The organism is Vibrio plantisponsor (assembly GCF_013041605.1).
Classification (GTDB): Bacteria; Pseudomonadota; Gammaproteobacteria; order Enterobacterales; family Vibrionaceae; genus Vibrio; species Vibrio plantisponsor.
The window spans coordinates 420,996-443,951 of the sequence record NZ_JABEQC010000002.1 but is presented as its reverse complement, the minus strand read 5'-3'; the positions used below and the strand labels follow the sequence as shown (position 1 = coordinate 443,951).

The 22,956-nt window shown below is 43.0% G+C and carries 22 protein-coding genes and 1 tRNA gene; 5 read left to right on the top strand and 18 right to left on the bottom strand.

What is annotated here, in order from left to right:
* Positions 1-333: 333 nt before the first annotated feature.
* From HKI82_RS05370 to HKI82_RS05300, 15 genes are all read right to left on the bottom strand, one after another.
* Positions 334-1,467, bottom strand: a complete 1,134-nt coding sequence (locus tag HKI82_RS05370) for a flagellin (RefSeq protein ID WP_102940310.1) — start codon at positions 1,465-1,467, stop codon at positions 334-336.
* A 485-nt stretch (positions 1,468-1,952) separates the two neighbouring features.
* Positions 1,953-3,092, bottom strand: coding sequence for a flagellin (locus tag HKI82_RS05365; RefSeq protein WP_102940311.1), 1,140 nt, complete (start codon positions 3,090-3,092; stop codon positions 1,953-1,955).
* Positions 3,093-3,482: 390 nt separating this feature from the next.
* Positions 3,483-4,676 carry a flagellar hook-associated protein FlgL gene (gene flgL / locus HKI82_RS05360; protein WP_102940312.1) on the bottom strand — a complete coding sequence of 398 codons (1,194 nt, stop codon included), beginning with the start codon at positions 4,674-4,676 and terminating at the stop codon, positions 3,483-3,485.
* A 12-nt stretch (positions 4,677-4,688) separates the two neighbouring features.
* On the bottom strand, positions 4,689-6,563 hold the full coding sequence (gene flgK / locus HKI82_RS05355) for a flagellar hook-associated protein FlgK (protein ID WP_102940313.1): 1,875 nt from the start codon (positions 6,561-6,563) through the stop codon (positions 4,689-4,691).
* 176 nt (positions 6,564-6,739) lie between these two features.
* Positions 6,740-7,690 carry a flagellar assembly peptidoglycan hydrolase FlgJ gene (gene flgJ / locus HKI82_RS05350; RefSeq protein ID WP_171137383.1) on the bottom strand — a complete coding sequence of 317 codons (951 nt, stop codon included), beginning with the start codon at positions 7,688-7,690 and terminating at the stop codon, positions 6,740-6,742.
* Between the two features lie 10 nt (positions 7,691-7,700).
* Complete coding sequence (locus tag HKI82_RS05345) at positions 7,701-8,786, bottom strand: flagellar basal body P-ring protein FlgI (RefSeq protein WP_042479986.1); 1,086 nt, start codon at positions 8,784-8,786, stop codon at positions 7,701-7,703.
* A 115-nt stretch (positions 8,787-8,901) separates the two neighbouring features.
* Positions 8,902-9,681, bottom strand: a complete 780-nt coding sequence (gene flgH / locus HKI82_RS05340) for a flagellar basal body L-ring protein FlgH (RefSeq protein WP_102940505.1) — start codon at positions 9,679-9,681, stop codon at positions 8,902-8,904.
* A 51-nt stretch (positions 9,682-9,732) separates the two neighbouring features.
* Complete coding sequence (flgG, locus tag HKI82_RS05335; protein WP_102940315.1) at positions 9,733-10,521, bottom strand: flagellar basal-body rod protein FlgG; 789 nt, start codon at positions 10,519-10,521, stop codon at positions 9,733-9,735.
* A gap of 20 nt (positions 10,522-10,541) precedes the next feature.
* On the bottom strand, positions 10,542-11,291 hold the full coding sequence (gene flgF / locus HKI82_RS05330; RefSeq protein WP_102940316.1) for a flagellar basal-body rod protein FlgF: 750 nt from the start codon (positions 11,289-11,291) through the stop codon (positions 10,542-10,544).
* A 203-nt stretch (positions 11,292-11,494) separates the two neighbouring features.
* Complete coding sequence (gene flgE / locus HKI82_RS05325; RefSeq protein WP_102940317.1) at positions 11,495-12,799, bottom strand: flagellar hook protein FlgE; 1,305 nt, start codon at positions 12,797-12,799, stop codon at positions 11,495-11,497.
* 27 nt (positions 12,800-12,826) lie between these two features.
* Entirely contained in the window at positions 12,827-13,534 is a 708-nt protein-coding gene (gene flgD / locus HKI82_RS05320; RefSeq protein WP_102940318.1) for a flagellar hook assembly protein FlgD, read from the bottom strand.
* A 17-nt stretch (positions 13,535-13,551) separates the two neighbouring features.
* On the bottom strand, positions 13,552-13,968 hold the full coding sequence (gene flgC, locus HKI82_RS05315; protein ID WP_171137382.1) for a flagellar basal body rod protein FlgC: 417 nt from the start codon (positions 13,966-13,968) through the stop codon (positions 13,552-13,554).
* Positions 13,969-13,973: 5 nt separating this feature from the next.
* Positions 13,974-14,369, bottom strand: coding sequence for a flagellar basal body rod protein FlgB (flgB, locus tag HKI82_RS05310; protein WP_102940319.1), 396 nt, complete (start codon positions 14,367-14,369; stop codon positions 13,974-13,976).
* 283 nt (positions 14,370-14,652) lie between these two features.
* A complete protein-coding gene (locus HKI82_RS05305) occupies positions 14,653-15,480 on the bottom strand; it encodes a protein-glutamate O-methyltransferase (RefSeq protein ID WP_102940320.1) in 828 nt (275 codons plus the stop codon).
* Between the two features lie 10 nt (positions 15,481-15,490).
* Positions 15,491-16,417 (bottom strand): chemotaxis protein CheV, encoded by a 927-nt coding sequence (locus tag HKI82_RS05300; protein ID WP_102940321.1) that lies wholly within the window; start codon positions 16,415-16,417, stop codon positions 15,491-15,493.
* 57 nt (positions 16,418-16,474) lie between these two features.
* Between HKI82_RS05300 and flgA the strand changes: the two genes are divergently transcribed.
* The 3 genes from flgA to HKI82_RS05285 all read left to right on the top strand — a co-directional run bounded on the left by flgA (position 16,475) and on the right by HKI82_RS05285 (position 18,130).
* Positions 16,475-17,242: a flagellar basal body P-ring formation chaperone FlgA gene (gene flgA, locus HKI82_RS05295; RefSeq protein WP_102940322.1), complete on the top strand. Its 768-nt coding sequence runs from the start codon at positions 16,475-16,477 to the stop codon at positions 17,240-17,242.
* 112 nt (positions 17,243-17,354) lie between these two features.
* Positions 17,355-17,675: a flagellar biosynthesis anti-sigma factor FlgM gene (gene flgM / locus HKI82_RS05290; RefSeq protein WP_102940323.1), complete on the top strand. Its 321-nt coding sequence runs from the start codon at positions 17,355-17,357 to the stop codon at positions 17,673-17,675.
* Positions 17,676-17,704: 29 nt separating this feature from the next.
* Positions 17,705-18,130 carry a flagella synthesis protein FlgN gene (locus HKI82_RS05285; protein ID WP_112404597.1) on the top strand — a complete coding sequence of 142 codons (426 nt, stop codon included), beginning with the start codon at positions 17,705-17,707 and terminating at the stop codon, positions 18,128-18,130.
* A 140-nt stretch (positions 18,131-18,270) separates the two neighbouring features.
* On the opposite strand, the gene flgP is transcribed toward HKI82_RS05285, so the two are convergent.
* Both flgP and HKI82_RS05275 read right to left on the bottom strand, forming a co-directional pair.
* On the bottom strand, positions 18,271-18,705 hold the full coding sequence (flgP, locus tag HKI82_RS05280) for a flagellar assembly lipoprotein FlgP (RefSeq protein ID WP_102940325.1): 435 nt from the start codon (positions 18,703-18,705) through the stop codon (positions 18,271-18,273).
* Positions 18,706-18,714: 9 nt separating this feature from the next.
* A complete protein-coding gene (locus HKI82_RS05275; protein WP_102940326.1) occupies positions 18,715-19,350 on the bottom strand; it encodes a FlgO family outer membrane protein in 636 nt (211 codons plus the stop codon).
* 162 nt (positions 19,351-19,512) lie between these two features.
* Here HKI82_RS05275 and HKI82_RS05270 point away from each other — a divergent pair, with 162 nt between their 5' ends.
* Both HKI82_RS05270 and HKI82_RS05265 read left to right on the top strand, forming a co-directional pair.
* Positions 19,513-20,646 carry a flagellar assembly protein FlgT gene (locus HKI82_RS05270; protein ID WP_171137381.1) on the top strand — a complete coding sequence of 378 codons (1,134 nt, stop codon included), beginning with the start codon at positions 19,513-19,515 and terminating at the stop codon, positions 20,644-20,646.
* A 53-nt stretch (positions 20,647-20,699) separates the two neighbouring features.
* Positions 20,700-20,776, top strand: a tRNA-Arg gene (locus tag HKI82_RS05265).
* A 248-nt stretch (positions 20,777-21,024) separates the two neighbouring features.
* Here HKI82_RS05265 and HKI82_RS05260 read toward each other — a convergent pair.
* Positions 21,025-22,416, bottom strand: coding sequence for an EAL domain-containing protein (locus HKI82_RS05260; protein ID WP_171137380.1), 1,392 nt, complete (start codon positions 22,414-22,416; stop codon positions 21,025-21,027).
* Between the last annotated feature and the right edge of the window lie 540 nt (positions 22,417-22,956).

Genomic DNA, 22,956 nt, shown 5'->3' with positions numbered 1-22,956 from the left:
TTGGTAGACGCACCAGATTTAGGTTCTGGCGCCGCAAGGTGTGAGAGTTCAAGTCTCTCCTTCCGCACCATCATAATAGAACCCAGCTTAGGCTGGGTTTTGTTTTATCTGTCATCTGTGAACAACTTCCGCTCCTGCTTATCTCTTCATTTCAAATCACCACAACTTTAGAAAAGCTTGAACCAGTTCGTTGAAGACGGTTGCTCCTCCTTTAGATCTTCTTATCTCTGCGAATATTCCTTCGTGAAGACGGTGACTATAATAATGAAGCTTTGCTAGGTATAAAAAATCCAGCCGAAGCTGGATTCTTTATTAACACTAATATACTTGCTATTAGCCAAGTAGAGCCAAAGCAGAGTTTGGTGCTTGTTTTGCCTGTGCCAATACCGTGCTTGAAGCTTGAGAAAGTATTTGTGACTTAGTTAATGACGTTGTTTCTTTCGCAAAGTCAGTATCTTTGATTCGGCTCTTAGAAGCATTCACGTTTTCGTTAATGTTTTCTAAATTGCTGATGGCATGGTTAAAGCGATTCTGGAACGCCCCCAACTCAGCTCGATGGCTATCAACGAACTTCAGTGCCGCATCAACAATTGCTACTGATTGCTGAGCACCACCAACGCTTGTCACGTCGATATCTTTAACAGTGACATCTTTACCTTCACCAAAGCCCAATTCACCAGCAAGGCTGCCACCAAACGTCGCTTGGCCTTCCACTTTGTCTGCCGCGGTAAACAGCTGTAGTTTACCGTCTTCATCGACAGAAGCTTTCACCATGTCTGTTTGACCATTAATGTAAGTGGCTAACTCTTCAATATCGTCGCCTGTTTTCGCATTGATAGAGATGGTTTTCTCACCTTCATATTTGTCATTAAGAGTAATCGTTAGATCATTGCTTCCTGACTTAACAGCCCAGTCTTTACCTTGACCGTTTTCTGCTTTGTAGCTAACACCACCCATTTTCTGGTTGTCACTGCGCATATTGTTTAGTGAAAGCATCACTGCTTCACCGCTATCTGCGCCAATCTGGAATGATTTAGTATCAAAGGTACCATTGAGTAGCTTACCACCAGCAAATGATGTGGTTTCCGCGATACGGTTAAGTTCATCATTCATTGCGGTGATTTCTTCTTGAATCGCTACGCGCTCAGACTTCGAGTTTGAGCCGTTCGCTGCTTGCAATGATAAATCACGAACACGTTGTAGAATGTTCGTTGTTTCATTCATTGCACCTTCAGCAGTTTGAGCAATAGAAATACCATCGTTCGCATTACGCACAGCAACATCAAAGCCTCGGCTTTGAACATTCAGACGGTTTGAGATCTGTAGACCTGCTGCGTCATCTTTTGCACTGTTGATCTTTGAACCTGACGACAAACGTTCCATTGACGTTTGCTGAGCAGATGTCGCACTGTTCAAATATCGCTGTGCGGTCATTGCTGACACATTAGTATTTACGTTCACTGACATAGTTATCTCTCCTAGATTTTTCTGCGAAGCGGAACTTCGAATGCGGTTTCCGACGTCTCGAAAAACCAAAATGTTCTCTCAAAGTTATCTCTGTTAGCGGCCCACAAGAGAATACCTTTAGAAAAATTAAGGATTTAGCAAATATATGCGACGCAACTGACAAAGAATAGTCAGTTCTATAGGATGCAGATTAGATAAACGTAAGGGTTAACTTAAAAAGATAGGGGTTGGTGCTGGGAAAAATGACAAATTACAGTCAAAAGAAAAGCCCCTTTCCTTTGAGAGAACCGGGGCTGTTTGTGGTAGCCATGCCATGTGGAGATCAAGAGAAATGAACACATTTAGGCTTACCGGGGCGTATGTGTATTATCCGGTGGCAGACAGGGTGTAGATTGAGAGAGCCTGCCACTTTCTAATAAACATACTTTGCCAAAGGGTCTTCAATACATGCCTACGTCTAGACTTATTAATGAAGAGTCCTAAAACTACTGCAATAGTGTAATTGCAGAGTTTGGCAACTGTTTCGCTTGAGCGAGAATTGAGGTACCCGCTTGTTGCAGAATTTGAGATTTAGTAAGTTGCGTTGTTTCCTTCGCAAAATCTGTATCTTTAATGCGGCTCTTAGACGCTTCAACGTTTTCTTGGATGTTTGCCAAGTTACTAATACTGTGGCTTAAACGGTTTTGCTTCGCACCTAAGTCAGCACGTTGTGAATCAACGTATTTCAACGCCGCGTCGATAATACCAACAGCGTTTTGAGAACCTCCCACTGTTGTTACATTAATGTCTTGTACTGTTGTGTATCTGCCACTTTCAGTGTTCAAACCAAGTTCACCAGCCAGACTACCGCCAATGTTGAAGTCTTGTGCTAGATCTGGTTCTGCAATGAAGATTTGTAGCTTGCCATCTTCGTCTACTGATGCTTTGAACACGTCTGTTTGACCATTGATGTACGTTGCAAGTTCTTCGATATCGTCACCGACTTTAGCTTGAACGCTTACCGTCTGAGGCTCACCGTCTTTACCCGTGAACTCGAAAGTCAGTTCATTTGCGTTGGCAGGTACGCCCCAATCTTTTGTTTTGCCCTGCTCTGAAACGTACGCCATACCACCCATACGAGGTTCATCAGCACGGATACTGGTTAGGCCCATGATGATTGCTTCACCAGAACTAGAACCGATCTGGAATGATGCCTCACCAAATGAACCGTTAAGCAGTTTACGTCCACCGAATGATGTTGTTTCTGCGATACGGTTTAGTTCGTCTTGCAGTGCAGACACTTCTTCGTTAAGCGCTTTACGCTCAGATAAAGAGTTGGTGCCGTTCGCAGATTGCAAAGATAGGTCACGCATACGTTGTAGGATGCTGGTTGACTCATTCATTGCACCTTCTGCAGTCTGTGCAATCGAAATACCATCGTTGGCATTGCGCATTGCTACATCCAGACCACGAGACTGAGCAGTCAAACGGTTAGAAATTTGTAGGCCCGCTGCATCGTCTTTCGCACTGTTGATGCGGTTACCAGACGACAAGCGCTCCATAGATGTGTTTAGCTCGCCAGTCGCTTTGTTTAGATAACGCTGCGCAGTCATTGCCGACACGTTGGTATTTACATTAATGGTCATAGTTTGCTCTCCTATCGAGTCCGCAAGTATTTTGCGAAGCGGTCAGCTTTACTCTTTGGAAGCACTGACCGTAAATAACTTGCTAAATCTGCAACATGTGCCGATTTAAAAAATTGTTTAATTAACACTGATATTATTAATTCAATATGTGTGCCAACTTTGAAATTCAGTTTAATTATTTTTTAATTAAATAAATTTCAATTACTTAGCTAACAACCCTATCCAATGCAACCGGAACATCTAGAGATTCATAGCCTGCGGCAATAAGTATTTGCCGCGTATTTGCCGCTTCGGCATTGATTGTTTTCTCATCAATAAATCAGCGGAAATCGTTGTTTTATTAATCACATTTCACTTTGCTCATATGGCATTGCACATATGGCATTCAAGTTAGATGTAATTAAACAGGGTTAAATCTTTGGTTTTACCGAACGCTTGCTGAGACGCTTGCAGAGCTCGGGAGTTTTCGTTGAATTCAATCACTGCTTCTGCGTAGTCCAAGTCTTCAAACTGACTTTTTGACTTCGCTAAGCTGATTTTGAAATCTTCATGTTGCTCTTCTTGAATATCTAAAGTGCTCAAACTAGCACCGATATTGGTGTGCGATTTATTCAAGTGAATAAAGGCTTTATGTAGTTCCTCTGTCACTTGATGTAATTTCGCTGTCGAAGAAGCATCCGCGACTGAACTTGATGAATACTCAATCGCGTCTTTAAAGCTGTCGAAAATACTGAAGGTTTTACGTGGCTCGAGGGTGATAGAGTCACCTTTGGTGATCTGCCCTTTAATCGCGATGGTTAACCCTTCAAACTGGATACCAGTCTTGCCGTCAAATTCATCGGCCTGCACAATGCTGCCGTTTCGTTCAAGTTGATAACCAAACTTGCCGTTATCCATATCAACAAATGTCACTGTGTAGTTCGAGTTATCATCAACGTTGCTGTTGGTTGCACGCTCAAGCAATAACTCAGAACCTTCTTGCAAAGCGTAATTCGGTTCGTAATCACCAAACGGGTTCTCAATCTCCATAAAGATTTTGCTACCCGGAGTGTTAAACGGAATTTCCAAGCTATTAGAAATCTTCATTTTTCGCTGATAATCATCACCGGAATAAGTGACGTTACCAGCATTGTCGCGAAAGAACGGCTGATTCTTTGGTTTGGTACCAGCAAAAATATAGTTGCCCATCTCATCCTGAACATTCGCAAGGTTAATGAAGTTATTGGAAATCTCCTGGATCTGACGAGCTATAGCGCCGCGGTCTTCTGGTGAAAGAGAACCGTTAATCATTTCCATGACATTACGCTTGGCTTTATCAGCAAACTCTTCCGCATTACTAACAATCACTTCCTGATGCTCAAGACGGTTTCTAACCAAAGTAATGGCATCCAAATATTGGCGTAATTGCTCTTCTTGCTGAGTCACGTTCTGAATATAATGTGTCGCGAGCGGGTTATCCGCAGCCGACAATAGCTTCTTACCTGACGCTAATTGCGCTTGGTTATGGTGAACTTTCGATTCCTGACGACGCATGTCGTTTTGCACAGATTGATAGTTATGGAAGCTAGAAATTCGAGTTAACATTTAATCTCCCTCCTATCTCAACTGCAAAATAGTGTTAAACGTATCGTTTGACGCTTGGATGATACGAGACGAAGCCATATAGGCTTGTTGAAACTTCATCATGTTTGCCGCTTCTTCATCCAGGTTTACCCCAGATACGGAAGCAATACGTTCTTGTGCTGACTGCTTTTCTAAACGAGAAACGTCCGTCAGACGTGAAGCAGTCGACAGCTTCAAACCAAAATCTGTATTGAGGTTGTGGTAGAGATCGATAATGGTGGAGTTGTTATCGTTCATCTCTTTATTGGTCTGAACGTTGATCATTTTACGTAGGTTGCCGTTGTCACCTTCTGAAGCAACAAGGTTTGCCGTAAATTTATCATCCGGCAATGCTCCGCCGGAGAGTTCAAAAATAGTGCCTTGAACTTCAACAGGGCCTGAAGGTGGATACTCTTGAGGCTCCAGTAAAATGTTGCCTTTTGTATCGGTAACAGCAAACTGATCACCCAAAGGAGAGATCACCACTTCAAACTCACGAACAGCACCTGCTTCAAGAATTTTGAATTTCGCTTTACCTTGGGCAAGCGTGGTCGAAGCTTCATAACTCTGAGCGGCAATTTTTGCCGGATCGTTGGTGATTAGCTTAATCTCTTTGGCACCATTACGAGTTGGGCGAAGTATTACGCGCTCACCTGTTTGTGGGTCATTGTTGATTTGAATTCGCATGCCATCGATGAAAATATTGCCGCGATTTTCCTCAACGATAACTTGTTCACCGCTTGGACGCGTGACCACATAGTCACTGCCGTTGTATGAAAGTGAATACTCACCACCAGTGAGCTGGCTGAGATCATCAATGTAAACAGCAATGTCTGCTTTTGAATCGGCAGGAGTAACCACACGCTCACGTGCGGCAACATCTGAGTTCACATCGGTAAAAATGTTATGACCGACATCACCACGCAGATCCAAACCTTGCCATTGCAACTGATTGACTTCATAAGAAAACGATGTCGCTAAACGGCCAATTTCATCCATAATGTAAGGGATGTGTTCGTCACGCATATCCATCAATGCGCCAATTTTGCCGCCGATGTCTTTTGCCGTTATCGGTTTAATGCCATTACCTTCGACCATAGCAAGACGACGCTGTTTAACGTCCGGATACCCATCCATCATTTTCAACTGGCTGGCTTCTGTGCCGGAAACCAAGGTGTGGCCATTACCGATGTGGATGTTAAATCCTTCCGCATTTTTACGAGGCGTAACGGTAACGTTGGTGTACTCAGAAAGTTCTGCCACCAGCTTTTCATGCTGGTCCATTAAATCATTGTGAGGGCCTGGCACTTTCATCATCAGACGCTGCAAATCGCGGATTTCAACGGCAATTTGGTTAATACGTTCGATACCGACATCAAGACCTTTGTTAGTCACATCGTACTGACGACGCACTGTCTCATGGAAATCGTTAAGGTTTTGAGAAATCAAATTGGCTTTCTCAAGCACCACTTTGCGCGCACCCACGTCATTCGGGGAATCAGCAAGTGACTTCACCGCATCAAACCATTCGTTTAGGTTTTCTGGAATTTTTTTCGACGCAACGGAAGAGAGCAATTTGGATAACATATCGAGGTTCTGCTCGGTATCGCTCTTAAACGCATATTCGGAAGTGGCAATGTTCAGCTCTTTAACGGCAAACTGATCCCACGAGCGGCGAACATTGTCCACATGTACGCCCATACCATAGGTTTGTCCGCCGTATTGGCGAGGCATATTGGTCCCTTGGATCACAGACTGACGGCTGTAACCCTCTGTATTAACATTAGAAATGTTATGACCTGTTGTATTGAGTTGTCTCTGAGCGGTTAATACGCTTTGCGTACCCACATTCAGAAGATCAGACGCCATACTGCCCCCAAAAACTATAAAAACGTCAGTGTTCACTGACTATCTACAGGGTATAAAGCAACATGTATGCCAGTTTTATTTATTGGAGGTAACTCGAGGAAATATAAAGAAGAAATAGGAAATGAGTTAAACAAGAAAGGCAAAAAAGCCGGAGTACTTTCTCCGGCTTTCACTATTTATAGTTCGCCCATCTGGTCAATTTGCGATTTCACTCTCAACACTTTGTCAGCGTACTCAGGATCGGTTGCGTATCCCGCTTTATGGATTCCTCGAATGAACTCTTCGTTGCTACCTTGGTGATTGAGTGCCGTAGTGTAACGAGGGTTCTTTTCTAGGAAACGAACATAATCATTAAAGCTGTCTTGGAAAGAGTTATACGAACGGAATGCCGCTTTTTCCATAACTGGCGTATTGTGGTGGTACTCCAAAGTTTGAGTTGCTACTTTGTTTCCTTGCCAACTGCGATCCGCTTTAATGTTGAATAAGTTGTTGCTGCTACCACGGGCATTTTTAACCACTTTCTGCCCCCAGCCTGTTTCTAATGCTGCTTGAGCAATCAGTAGAGAGGCATCAATGCCCAACGCTTTTGCCGCTTTATCAGCATAAGGCTTCAATGAAGAAACAAATGAACGTGGTGATTCAAAGTTTGCCGCCTGTTGAGCCTCTGCGCCACTAGCCGTAGCACTACCAGCCATCGCGAGATCATTGTCTTCACTCATTTCAGCTCGGTTTGCCTGTGCTTCGCGAGAGCGCTCTACACGGCGCATCGCTTCTTGGAAGCCATCTTCACCGCCAGCTTGTGACTTCTCACCAGCAGACAGTTGCGCCACAATCATATCCGCTAAACCAAGCGAACCCGATGAGCTCAGTTCACTGGTCATTTGCTCATCTAGCATCTGACGATAGAAATCTTCATTCTGACTGTTAAACAGTTCCGATTTGAAGCCAGAGTTGGCATCACGCATCGACTTCAGCATCATGTTGGTAAAGATCGATTCAAACTGACGAGCTGCCGCAGTTAACGCTTCTTTTTCTGAGTTTTCATCACCACCCACAGCCTGCTTACGCAGTTTATCTAGGCTGGCAATATCGTGAATAAAACCAATATCGTTAGAGTTATTAATCATCTTAAGCTCCTTAGATAATGATCAACTGGCCTTCAATAGCACCTGCTTGCTTAAGTGCTTGCAAGATTGCCATTAAATCTGAAGGCGCTGCGCCGACTTCGTTTACTGCACGTACAAGTTCATCGAGAGTCACACCCGGCTCAAGTTTAAACATCTTGCCCTGCTTCTCTTCTACTTCGATAGTCGAATTAGGAACAACCACGGTTTGACCACCAGAGAAAGCATTCGGCTGACTGACATTTAGATTCTCTTTAATTGCCACTGTCATACCACCATGAGTCACTGCCGCAGGTTTTAGGCGAACGTGCTGACCGACAACAATAGTACCAGTGCGGGAGTTAACAATAATTTTTGCCGAACCGTCTGCTGGGTTAAATTCTAAGTTTTCAATCGCAGAAAGAAATGCCACTCGCTGGCTCACATCACGAGGTGCACGAACGCGAACTGATGCAGCATCTACCGCTGATGCCATTTGAGGACCAAGGAAGTTGTTCACTGCATCTGCCATACGTTGAGCAGTAGTAAAATCTGATTCCAGCAAGTTGAAGGTAATAAAATCGCCGCGACCAAATGGTGTTGGAACTTCACGCTCGACAATCGCACCACCAGAAATCATACCCACCGCTGGGTTATTACCCACGACTTTTGAACCGTCCGCACCGGAGGCACTAAAGCCGCTAACAACTAAGTTACCTTGTGCCACAGCGTAAACCTGACCATCCAGACCTTTTAGGAAGGTCTGCATCAATGTACCGCCACGTAGACTTTTCGCTGAACCGATAGAAGATACGGTAATATCAACCGTTTGACCTTGCTTAGAGAATGCAGGCAAATCAGCCGTCACGATTACAGCGGCAACGTTTTTAGTTTTTGGCTTAGTGCCAGGTGGCAATTGAATGCCGAAGCTTTGCAGCATGGCGTTGAAGCTTTGATCTGTGAAAGGTGTGGATTCCCCCGTACCCGGCAAACCAGTCACCAAACCGTAGCCCACCAATTGGTTACTACGCACACCTGCTACTTGAGCAACATCTTTGATGCGAGCTGCGTTGGCGCTTGCTGTCACTAGCATCATCAATAACAAAGTGAGTTTTTTCATTGTGGGTTACCGTTAACGTTAGGTCTGCCGACCTGAGTTCAAAAAACAAATGAGGCCAATTAGGCCTCATCGATATCAACTTAATTCTGTCAATTCTTCGACTGTAGAGCTTAATCTACAGAGACACATTAAAAAATCGTGCCAAGAATCCAGGTTCTTGCATATCTTGGTTCGTTCCTGTACCAGAATATTGAATTCGAGCGTTAGAAATACGGGTTGAAGCAATGGTGTTATCAAAATCAATGTCGTCTGGACGAATAGTGCCGCTTAAACGAATGTACTCATCACCAGTATTAAAGGTTAACCATTTTTCACCACGAATCACTAGGTTACCGTTTGCCAGTACTTCAATCACTTCGACTGTGATCGAACCAGAGAGACTGTTGCTCTGGTTAGCTTCTGCACTGCCGCTGAATTTATTGTCATTCTTTAACGCATACGAGAAGTTGTAATCGCCGACGGTTAAGTTTTGCCCACCGACGGCAAGAGGATCCATCGATGCGTCATTCGATTTTGACAAATCAGCATCAGCACTTTTTGCCGCTTTGGTTTTCTCATCCAAGGTCACCGTAATGATGTCACCGATGCCACGAGGTTTAGAATCATCATATAAGCTGGTCGTGGTCGCGAGGTTAAACAGTGAACCCGTCTCTGCTGCATAATGCTCAGGTTTAGCTTTAGGGTGAATCGGCGCCCATGCAGGATCGCCAGCAACAGGATCTGTACGTTTACGTAGCGTATCAACTAGCCCTGAATCACTTTCAGCAGACTTGTCACCTTCAACCGCATCCACGACCGTAGTTCCGGCAGTCACATCCGAAGTTTCGATCTCTTCTGGCAATAATCCACAGCCAGAAACAGTCAAAACAAAAATTAGGCTAAGTAAACGTTTCATCATCACTATCTCTCAATCACTCTATATGAACCAAAGTTAACCGTTATCCGGTTATAGCTGTTGGTTCGCATAGCTCATCATCTTGTCTACCGCAGAGATCACTTTCGAGTTCATTTCGTAAACACGTTGCGCTTCAATCATATTAACCAACTCTTCCGTAACGTTAACGTTTGAGCTTTCCAACATCGATTGACGAATACTGCCTAAGCCATCCAAACCTGGGACACCCTCTTGAGGGTCACCACTTGCCCCTGTCGGCAAGTAAAGGTTCTGACCAATCGGCTCTAAACCACCTGGGTTAATAAAATCTACCGTGGTGATCTGACCTAATACCTGGTTGTCTTGCTGACCACGAATACGTGCTGAAACCTCACCGTCATTACCGATAGTGATTGAGATTGCATCTTCAGGAACCACAATTTCTGGGTCTAGCGGATAGCCCGCACCTGAGGTCACAATTACACCTTCATCGTTGAGAGTGAACTGACCGTTTCGTGAGTAGCCGATGTTGCCATCCGGCATCAGGATTTGGAAAAAACCATCCCCTTCGATCATCATATCAAGGCTGTTGGTTGTCGTTTGTGCGTTACCGTTAGTGTGTACCTTTTGAGTCGCCACTACTTTAGAACCCGCACCTAACATCAAACCACTTGGCAATTCAGTATTCTGAGATGACTGACCGCCAGGTTGGTTAATATTTTGATAGAACAAATCTTCAAACACGGCACGACTTTTTTTGAAACCAATCGTCGAGGCGTTCGCTAAGTTGTTCGAGATCGTAGCAATATTGGTTTGCTGCGCGTCGAGGCCTGTTTTACTTACCCATAATGCCGGCTGCATACTAATTTCCTTTCAATTGGTTAGCTCATACGAAGCAGAGAATCGGACGATTTGTCCATGTCTTCTGCCGTGCTCATCATTTTGACTTGCATTTCAAACTGACGCTGTAACTCGATTAGGCTGGTCATTTCACCTACCGCATTGACGTTACTGCCTTCTAGGGCTCTGGTCAGAATTTTCACATTGGCATCTGCATCGTATGCCGCGTTTGGATCTTTCGCGCGGAAAAGACCATTTACATCTTTGTATAAATCTTGGTTGTTTGGGCGAACAAGTTTGATGCGGTCAACAATTTCCATAGCATCTGCCGGTGCGCCTTGTGGGCGAACTGAGATGGTACCGTCGTTACCGATTTCAACTTTTGCCACAGGTACCGGCAAAGTAATTGGTGCACCGGTTTCACCAAGCACCAAGTGACCATTGCCGTTGAGCAAAAGACCCGTTTGGTCGATTTGCAGATTACCGTTACGAGTTAAACCTTCAGCGCCGGTTTTGTCTTGAACAGCAATCCAACCATCACCTTGAATGGTGACATCCAAATCACGTCCCGTTGTGATCACGCTACCTTGCTGGAAGTTGTTTCCAGGGCGCTCAGTCATACTGAACACTCGGCTAGGCAGACCATCACCGTATGCTTGCATTGAACGCGCTTGTGCTAAGTCAGCACGGAAACCTGTTGTGCTTACGTTGGCCAAGTTATTCGCTCTTAGCTGCATAGCTTGCATATTTTGCTTTGCGCCACTCATGGCGAGAAACAATGCACGGTCCATAATTTGCTCCAAAATTCATCTGTTACGACTTATAAAGCAATAGGTGTGCCAAGTTTTATTTTTAATATAAAACAGAAAGTTACTGTAAATAGAAGGGATATTACTGGGAGGTTTGCCGCGGCAATGTGGCAAGCTGGCAATCCTATCAAGCCAGCGTTGCCGCTGGCTTGATAGACCAGATGATCATATATACGAAGTTCGTATTATCGAATCTGCAGGATGTTTTGTTGTAGCTGGTTGTGAACTTCTAGCGCACGTGAGTTTGCTTGGAAGTTACGTTGAGCAGAGATCAAATCCACTAACTCTTGGGTCATATCAATGTTTGATTGCTCTAGAGTACCGTTGTTGATGGAACCGAAAGAGCCTTTGTTTGATTCGCCCCAGATCTTGTCACCAGAGAACTGAGTTGAATCCCATTGAGTACCACCTTTTTTATCCAGACCTTGTTCGTTAGATACACGTACTAACGCAACTCGGCCTAGGGTGATGTTTTCACCGTTTGAGTAAGTGCCTAACACGCTACCGTTTTCGTCAAAGTCGATCTTAGTTAAGAAACCCGTTGTTGCGCCATCTTCATCGAACTTAGTCAATTCAAACGGCGCGGCAAACTGAGTTGCTGAATCAAGACCAAAGGAGAGTGTTTGGTTTACATCTGCGCCATTTAGGTTTAGCGGGTTAGCACTTGCGCCTAGTGGTTCAGAAACAATTGGCTGCCCGTTATTTAAACTTGCCAACGTACCGTCATTGTTAAATCTCATGGTGTGACCGACTTGACCACTTGCGGTTGTTGCATCACCGCCAGTGATGTTCAAAGGCTTTTCACCTTCTTTGTCTGTCACTGTGTAATAAGTTTGCCACGTATTTGGCTGACTTTGGTCTTTCAAATAGTACGTAGTTAGCTTATACGACTGGCCCATTGAGTCATAAATGGTCGATGACGTTGAGCGGTTGTAAGTTTCTGGATCATTGTAGTCAAACAGCGCTGGATCTTTCAGCTCGCCGTTTGCAGGAAGGTTTACACCTACCTCAATGTTTGCCGTTTGTTTTGGCTTACCAAACTCTGCTGGAATGTTCATTGGCTGTGGTTCATAAGAAAGCACATCGCCAGTATCAGGGTTTACTTGATAGCCCAGTAGGAACTCATCATTCGACGTCACCATGAAGTTGTCTTTGTTCAGGTGGAAAGCACCGTTACGCGTCAACTCATTTTGCTGTGGAATAAGGCGATCTTTAGATACCGCGAAAAAGCCAGTGCCAGAGATGCGTAAGTCCATTGGGTTGTTCGTATAAACACTTGAACCTTCATGGAATTGCTGGGCAACTTTATTCGCTTGCACACCACCACCAGGAGTGGTTTTAGCGTTGGTAAATAAAGAACTTGAGTAAACATCACCGAACTCCGCACGTGACTCTTTAAAGCCGAATGTGTTTGCGTTCGCAATGTTGTTACTGGTTGTGTTCAGGTCTAACTGAGCTGCGGATAAACCGCTAAGAGATACATATGACATTCCAAATTCTCCTATCTAGCTAGCATTCTATGCTTTGCCAACTTCAAGTACTTCAGCAAGTTTCACTGGTGATGTGAAACCAGCTAGATTGAGTAGTACGTTACCATCACCTTTACCAAGCAGAACACTATTGACGTTAGCGTAAGTAGATACGCCAAATTCAGTACTTGTTCCATCTAGTAGACCAGCTGCTTTCACTTTGTATTTGCCGGCCGGCAATGGATTACCGTTTTGATCTTTTCCATCCCATTCGACACGGTTGTCACCGGCCGGTTTAGCTCCTACGTCCATAGTACGAACTAACTGTCCCATTTCGTCTTCGATACGAACAAATAAATTCTCTACCGAACTTGGAAGCTTAACCATTGCCGCCATGCCTGCATCATCTTTCTTAACGCCTGCAGCACCTGGTACCAATACATCACGACCTACCAGTGACGATGCCTGCAAGGCTTGGTTTGATGTCATTGCCGAGTTCAAACTCTCAAATTGAGTGTTCATCTTGCCAATACCATCAACCGTCGCAAATGATGCCATTTGCGCAATCATCTGGTCATTGCTAACCGGCTTAAAAGGATCTTGTTGAGAAAGTTGCTTCGTGAGCAGGGAAAGAAAATCTTCTTGTTTAAGATCTTGTTTACCTGTGGTCTCATTCGGTTTCTTCTGATCTTGAAGAGCCTTCAGCTGGTCAACATAGGACAAGCCGCTTTGACCAACGTTATCTATTCCGGCCATACGCTAACTCCTTATCCTTATTGACCCATCTGCAGCGTACGCAGCAGCATTTGTTTACTCGCATCTGCAACCTGTACGTTCGTTTGGTATGAACGTGATGCAGAAATCATATTAGCCATTTCTTCCATTACGTTAACGTTAGGCTTGTAGATATAGCCCTCGTCATTCGCAAGTGGGTGGTCAGGGTTAAACTCCGCTGATAGCGGTTTATCACTTTCCACAATACCTAACACTTTCACAGGCACGTTTGGGTCGCGGTTAAAACGTGCTTTACTCAACTCAGCACCGAACACTGCGTGACGCGCTTTATAAGTATCTTCAACTGAGCTGCTGATACTGTCCGCGTTAGCAAGGTTACTTGAGGTTGTATTTAGACGAACAGACTCTGCACTCATCGCGGAACCTGTCACATTGAACACATTAAATAAGCTCATCTAAATTACTCCCCTTTAATTGCTTTCGTTAAGTTCTTGAATTTACTTCCTAAGAAGTCAAGTGATGCTTGGTGGCGAATCTGGTTTTGCATAAACAAGTTACGCTCTAAATCCACATCCACCGTATTGCCATCACCAGTGTCAGGTTGAGTTGGAACGCGGTAAAGCATTTCCCCTGTCACAGTCGTAGAGGCAGGAATGTGCCGACCATCCGTACGGCTAAGACCAATGCTTGCCCCCGAACTTGCCGCCTGCAAAGCCTTTTTGAAGTCCATTCCTTTCGCCTTGAACCCAGGTGTATTCGCTTGAGCAATGTTAGTAGAGATAACCTCTGCATTGCGTTCACGAACACCCACCGTGTGCTGGTGTATGCCGAGTGCGTTGTTGAAAGAAATAGCCATACTTTGCCTCTTAAATTAAGAACTGACCGTTAGTCATAGATTAAAAGCAATTAGCGTACCAACTTTTAAATTTGCCAATTCACAATTAACCTTTTCTTGTGTTGCAACCTTTAGCTTGCAAAAAAACAGTTTGCAAAAAGCACGCCGTTTTTGGCAGTAGCAAACTTATAAATTTAGAGATTTGGAATGTCTCTCTTTAGGTATAGAACAGAGAACCAGAAAGGAAAGAAAAAGCCCAGCGCTTGGCTGGGCTTTAGAAAATAATGGGTTTGAAGCTTATGGCTTATTTGAGCTTATAGATGATGCCTGGGTTACAACGCACCATTTCAAACTTGTCCGTTAATCCGGTTAAAGACTCTGATGCACCGAGCAACAGATAACCACCGGGATTTAGGTTGTTCGCCATCTGATTCAACACTTTCGCTTTCATATCTGGCGAAAAGTAAATCAATACATTTCGACAGAAAATGATGTCGAACTTACCAAGCAACGCATAACTTTCCATTAAGTTTTGCGGACGGAAGTTCACCAGACGTTTGAGGCTATCTTTAACCTTCATGCGTCCATCACCTGCATCCTCAAAGAATGCACGCCGGCGCTCAAGAGACAACCCTCGCCCCAAGGCGAGATTGTCATACACACCGGCACGACACATATCCAGCATGCTTGCTGAGATATCCGTTGCCGTGATCGATACGCTTGGAAGCAAACCAGGGCGACGCTGTTGAGTTTCAAGAATGGTCATTGCCATTGAATACGGCTCTTGACCTGAAGAACTCGCCGCCGACCAGATTTTGATAGGGCGTTTTTTTGCCGCCATTTCCGGCAGTAAACGCTCAGCAAGCACAGTAAACGGATACGTATCACGAAACCATAAGGTTTCGTTGGTTGTCATCGCATCAACTGCTGCCACACGCAAATCACGATTTCTCCCTGTTACGACATCACGCAACAGATCAGATAAACTAGCCAACTTATATTTAGTTACAAGTGGACTGAGACGACTTCTCACCAAGTACTGTTTGCTGTCTCCCAATACGATACCGCATTGAGATTCCAGAAATCGGCAAAAGTCGCGATATTCTTGATCGCTTATAGTAATAGCAGTCATTCATTTCTCTTTATTTTACTAGCGCAGCCTTCACCGCATTACCAAGCTCGTCAGGGTTAAACTTAGCGATAAATGCGTTCGCACCTACTCGTTCAACCATAGCTTGGTTAAATACCCCACTCAGTGATGAGTGCAGTATAACGTAGAGATCTTTTAATTCATTATGTCGGCGTATTTCTGCCGTTAAGGTGTAGCCATCCATCTCTGGCATTTCAATGTCCGAAATAACCAAAGAAATCTGGTCATAAATACTACCTTCTTTTGCCATTTCTAACAGCTTTTGATATGCATCCTTACCGTCTTTGGTCAAAATACATTCAAAGCCGATTGATTCAATTGCTCTCTGAACCTGCTTACGAGCTACTGTCGAGTCGTCTGCAATTAAAATACGACGAACAATCGCCTTTTCTTGTTCAGCTTCCGCAATATCATGACCGATACTAGCATCCATCTCTTCGTTAACTGGTGCGATTTCTGCAAGGATCTTTTCTACGTCGAGAATTTCAACCAGTTCGTTATCAATATTGGTTACTGCTGTAAGGTAGTTTGCTTTACCTGCACCTTCAGGCGGAGGCAGAATAGCTTCCCAGTGCATATTGATTATACGTTCAACCGAGCTTACTAAAAAAGCTTGAGTTGTACGGTTAAATTCCGCGATGACAACAAAACTTTTTTGAACATCTTGAGTAGGACGGCCACCGATAGCCAAGCTTAAATCAATAACAGAAAGCGTTTGACCACGAATATGAGCAACACCTTTAACTAGGTGATGCAAGTTAGGCATAGCAGTCAATTTAGGACATTGTAGAACTTCTTTGACTTTAAAAACGTTAATGCCATAACGTTGGTGTCCGTTAAGACGGAAAGTCAGTAATTCTAGTCGGTTTTGGCCGACAAGTTGCGTACGCTGATTCACAGAATCAAGAATACCCGTCATAAGCACATCTCCATCTCAAACTTATGTTCATAAAAAAGTGGTAGTCTACTACACGCTATGAAGAAACGAGAGACACGAACAATGCATCCGAAGACCTGTTTACATCTACATTCCCTATCTAAGTGTAGAGCTTTATATAATATTTTTTTTAACTCTATCGGTTTTTTGTTAGCTTTCTTTAGTCTTTCTTTGTTTGCAGCGACTCCAGAACAAGTAAAAATGATTCAAAATGCCGCTGAAAACCATGTTTTGAACAGTGTTGAGGTCGCCGAAGGCGGCGAACTCGTAGTGAGTGCCGCAAATATCGATGACCGTATATTTGCCACCGATTGTCCCAACACTCTCACAACTTCATCGTCATCCAGTAATTCGTCAGCTAGTAACATCACCGTACTAGTCGAATGTGAACCGGATAACTGGAAAATCTATGTTCCCGTTCGCCTAACAATGCGAGTTCCGATGGTTACCGCTGCTAATCATATTAGCAGAGGACAGGTTTTAACAGAAAACGATATAACTATCAGTATGGTAGATCTGCTGCGCTTTAGACGGCAAGGTTTTTCCTCAATAGAGCGAGTGGTCGGAGCAAAAACCAAGAAAAACGTGAAGTTAGGTGATGTTATCGAACAAAATGATATCTGTGTGGTATGCCGAAATGACAGTGTACTTATCCAAGCAAACGCCAGTGGTATGAATATTACTACTAAAGGAACAGCATTATCTGACGGAAGCTTCGGTGAACAGATAAAAGTGAAAAATGATAAATCTAACCGTATAATAGATGCGCAAGTCAGTGGTATTGGCGAAGTAACCGTTCAGTTTTAGTTACTTAGCAATAAAATCGTTAATTTCGTCACGAAGCCATAAAATTGCTAAAGTTATTCTTCTACATGTCGATATTGACAGTACAGATTCATATTTAAAAAAAGGCTCATTTATGGCAGGCATTGATAACATACGCTCAGGGCATTCGTTAAACACAACGAATCGAACCCCTGCTCGTTCTAATTCAGATGCATCTTCATCAACATCAAGTGCAACATCCCGTGGTGCTGTTAAGCAAGATTCTGTATCGCTTAGCCATCAAGGAAAGGCCATTGGTGAACTGCATAACGACATGACGACGACCCCTAGCTTCGACAGCGCCAAAGTCGCTGCGATTAAAGAGGCGATCGCAAACGGATCTTATGTTGTTGATTCAGAGAAACTGGCCGACAATATGATCAGATTTGAAAAAGAATTGGGTGGCTTTAACTAGCCCGGTTCGGTTTATAGGCAATTTAAGTTATGGCAGCACTAAAAGACTTGATCGAGTTCCAACTTAAAAACGCACAAGATTTATCGGTGCTGTTGGAAAAAGAGAAAATCGCAATTACTTCTCGTGTATCTACGGATATCGAAGCGCTTGCCAAACAGAAAACCATTTTGGTTAACCAACTGCAAACGACAGATCAACGAATTGCTGCTCATCCTCATGTCTCGAGCCTGACAGAGGATAGCTACCTCAATGAGTTAACCAATCAAATTCGTTCTGTTATTCACGACTGCCAACAAGCCAACTTGATTAATGGCGAAGCGCTGAATCGCGCACAACTAAGCTTTAATAAGCTCAATAACATGATGCAGCAAAGCTTGGGCAAAGTAGGCATGACTTATAGCGCAACTGGCCGCACTCAATCCGTTTCGACATTAGGTACCAACCTTAAGGCGTAACTAACACGTCTTCGCGACAGACGGCAATTGAAACAGAAGATAGAAAACAGAAAAGCGGCAATATTTGCCGCTTTTTCGTATGCCGATTTTAAGTATCTGGAGAGTGATAATTAAAACGAGAATAACTAATTCACAGATAGTTAGAACAAAGTTTGCTGACGTTTTTCTGGTACCTGCTGAACTTCACCGTAATCACGAAGCATATTCATTTTATTAATATCTAGACGTAATTCCGTTACATAGCTGTCGCCAACTTTATAGCTGCGAACCACTTCAGCACCACGGATAACACCATCAACTTCACCGCTAGTACGTTCAGTACCAAGACGCTGATCGCTTAGCTCAGCACGGCCGCTAACACGCATACCATACACTTGTTCAGCCAACTCGCGGTAAGCATCAATTTTTGAAGCTCGCATTGCTCGTACGCTCTTTTCTTCAACATCACGGCCTTTTTGCTCACTGATACTTGCGTATCCAACCGCCGTTAGCCAATCATCCGCTCTTGTTGTTTGAAGAGGCTGACAGCCCATCATTACTAACGATGTCACTAGGACCAATAACCATTGTTTCATTATAAACTCCTATGGACGCAGAATGACTGTATAAGGTTGCTTCATCGTTGGATCAGAACGAATCAGAACACCATCTTGAGTACGCATGCTGTTCAAGGTATCTAAATCTCTACCGATGCGATCAGCAGGTAAGAAACCTTGTGCAGTTGCTACAACAATACGAGATTGCAAACCAACAACACGAGCATTAACCAAAACGCCACCATCTTGACGAAGCATAGTGCCAGTTAACACATATTGGATTTCTTGCTCTTGAGCTAAGTCTTTCCAGTCACGGCTAAAGGCGAAGTCACCTTGCTGCGTGACTTGAATCGTCCCTGTGGTTTTATAGTCAACAACCTTGAAACCACGGCGTTGGAACTGATAAATAAAGCCTTCAGATACCGAATTACCCAACCAGTTTGTTGCATCCATATTTTGCAGATCAACAAATGAGGTCACGGCAATAGCATTACGAGCTGTGATACTCGTGTTCGATATCATTAAATCTTCAGTCATGCTCTCTACGAAGAAATCCAAAGTATGTCTTGGGCTCTCCATCAACATAAATTGCGAACCCGAATACGGCTCTTTTCCGTTATAAATCGGGGCATAGGCACAAGCAGTCAAAAAAACTGCAGGCACTAAAGGAAGCCATTTTTTCATTCTCTTCATCTCCAGATATACTAAGGCATCGGTTCCATTTCACTCTCACTGATGAAACTGGAACACTCTTTGCTTTTCTAAATTCGTCTACTATTCAGAAATGCGATACCTACATCAGCTACGAATTAATAAGCAAAATTTATACCTAACTGGTAAATTATAATGAAAAAATTTATTTATTGTTTAATTTCAATACTTTCAGTAACACTAAGCATACCCAGAGCTTATGCAGAATGGTATGAAGTGACAGGTACTGCCGCAGTTGTTTCGACAGAAAGTGCCGCCCGCCTCCATGCATTAGAAAACGCCATTTATAAGGCGGTAAAATTTGCCGGGGCAGATATTGGCAGTATCAGCAATTTAATGCCGCTATTAGAATCGGAACGTACCGAATACCAGTTTTCAAACCACGAAGTCCGTTACATTCTGGTTGAAGAGACGATTTCCAAAAGTGATGTAATGAGTATTCGTGCTCGTATTGATATTTATCCTTCGGCAACTGGTTGCCAGCAAAACCAATATAAAAAGACCTTCTTAGTTGGCAATATTGATTTAGCATCACCACAACAAGCGGTCATGGGGCAGATTTATAGTCTGGGTGATGATTTTGCTGAAGTGGTGAACCGTCAAATCGCTCAGGAGTCAGGAAGTTTTGTCTCTGTCGGCACAACTAATTATGACATCAATGCTCGCAACCCAGAACGCATTAAAATGATTGCTCAAGATACTGGCGCACAGTACATCATTGGCGGAGTGATTACGGACTTGACAGCAACCATCGACCAAAAGCTTCTACAAGACGATGTAATCAACCGTCAATTCGCTTTGGAAATGAAAGTGTTTGATGGCAAAACTGGCAGTGAAGTATTTAAGCAAAACTACCGTGAAGTTGCTCGCTGGCCTTTTGCAAAAACCAGCCAAATAGATACCCGCAGTGCGCGTTTTTGGGCTTCAACATATGGCGATATGTTACTGAGAGTCAGCCGAAATATTATGTTGGATCTGGAATCAGAGATTTCCTGCAAAATTACGCTTCCAGAAGTTGTCGCAAAATTTGGCAACACCATAACCATGGATCTAGGCCGTATTCATGGCGTTCAAGAAGGTGACAAACTTCAGCTTTGGCATACAGGCGCGTTCATAGACCAGAAAGGTTTGCCACGTAACAAAGTTACACAGAGCGACATCACTCTAACGGTGTCTCGTGTTTACGAGAACGATGCAGAACTTGTAATTGACCAACCAGAACTGCTTTCAAGTGTTCAAATTGGCGACGTTATGCACAAACAGTATTAAAAGTATTTTTCAGAGGTTAACTTATTCAAATAATTGAGTAATATAAGAGCCCTGCTCCCGTGGCACAGCTGGATAGCGCGGCCCCCTCCTAAGGGGCAGGTCTCAGGTTCGAATCCTGTCGGGAGCGCCAAATAAAACAACGCCTTAGCTAACATTCAAGCTAAGGCGTTTTTGTTTATGTTCGCACATTGGCCACAACTACAGGCTGTATAACGTTCAATTGTTATTTAAAAATGAATAGTAGAAACCGCCGTACAGCATTATTAAGTAACCAAACCGATTCGAGTTGTCAAAGTCAACGCTCTGATCATCTGGCTGATATTAAAATCCAGTCAAACTTCCTCCGTTTCTAACTATGGAATAATTACTTAAATAGTTTTATGAAAAATATTTCTTAATAAACTCTTCAATTGGCATTGGTTTTTCAAAATAGAAGCCTTGATATTGACCAATTCCTCGTTCGTACAAGTAATTGAACTGTTCTTGGTTCTCAACACCTTCAGCAAGAAGCTCGGTGTCTGTAGTTTTGGCAAGATTGATAATGGCATCCAATACAAGAGTACTTTCGCCATTTGATATTGTGTTTATGAAGGTACGATCGATTTTGATGATATCGATTCTGGTGTTTATTAAATACTTCATGGAACAATGACCGATACCAAAATCATCTAAAGCAATTTTAACCGGATTTGGAGACAACTCGCTCTGGAGTTTTACTACATCCTCATACAAACAATCCGAATCAAACTGAATTGCGCAGACGTTGAATCCAAGATGGAAGTCGTTGTGTCTTAGGTATTCAATATTACGTAAATGCAGTGAACACTTGTTCATTAACATTCTAGTAATGTCTTTAATTTTTCCATTAGCTTCAACTTCATCGATGAATTCAATTGGAGGAATCACTCCCTTAGTCGGATGAATCCAGCGAACGAGCACCTCAGCACCTGTCAATGTACCGTTTATGTCAAAAACGGGTTGGAGATATGGATGAAACTGAGAACGCTTGATCGCTTTATCAATATCCCAGTAGCTCGCTTTAAACCTATCAAATATTGGAGAGCTTCTGTTTACTACTACCAAGTAGGCAATAGTCCAAAATACGATGATGAAGCCATGATTCATGATGAAATAGGCTAAGAATGAATACAACTTCAAATTAAAGTCGACTTTGTACAACTCGCCATTTAGCAAACTATTTTTTTTACTTTCAACTCCGCTCTTGGATAAGGAAGCATTTTCAAGTTTAATCAAAACATCGTATTCAGAGTAATCATCCATTAACTCTGTGACAGCCTCTGGATAAAAAGCAAAGTACGTGGCATATCTTGGGGTATATGAAATTTTAAGTAAGATGGCTCCTGAATCCTTTGGTATCAAATAGTCAGAATAAGGAGCTTTAGGAAGATAGAACAGTCTTATACTGCCCGTTTCTTCAGTCTGAGTCTGAACTTCTTTTCCATTCAAAGACAGAGCAGAAGAACAACTAATCATATTCTTATCTGTAACACCAATACTTCTAATATCTCTATTGAATAGCAATAACGCTGAGTTCTTCTGCAAAAATGTGGCACAGTCCTTCAATGGGATATCACGACTGATTTTATCTTGATAGTAATTAATATTTTCATCGACGATACTTCGCAGCTCAGTAGACACTTCGCCAGCAACTTCTTGAGAGTCGAGGTAGTACTTAGCAAATGACAAGAGTGTTATTAATGACAAGCCTGCAATGTAAATGTAGTTCTTTGTTGATCTCTTAAGCTTCATCTTAACTCTCAATCTGCCTTCAAATAACCAAAAGCAATTAACTCAACTAAGGCAGGCTCATCCATAAGTACAATCCCAGTCTCTTAATTAGAATCCCATTATATACCTAGAAACAAATCACACTTTCATTATGCAACGGAAGTTACAGATACAACATTTGCGTGATTTTTAATCAAAACAACAGTGCAATGCAAGTAATGATTCTCATTTTTGATAAAAACATGAACTAAGTATACTTATACTGAGAATGTTACTAATAACTTGACCAAAAACACACTAATCAGCACCACTTGTTAGCAAACCGTAAAAACTTAGTTAAATGTGATTAAACGCGCTTTCCGAATATTAGCTAAACAGTAATTGGCTTTGCATAGAAAATCTGCAACTTTACATATTTTTAAAAGATAGTGAGTTGAAGTAGTTTAAGAGACGAGTAAATCTAAAAAAACAAATAACGTATTTAGTCTGTGTAAAATATTTAAAGCCAAAGCAATGTCCATACTTAGTCTAAAAACGTCCTTTTTTGATGCACCACATCGA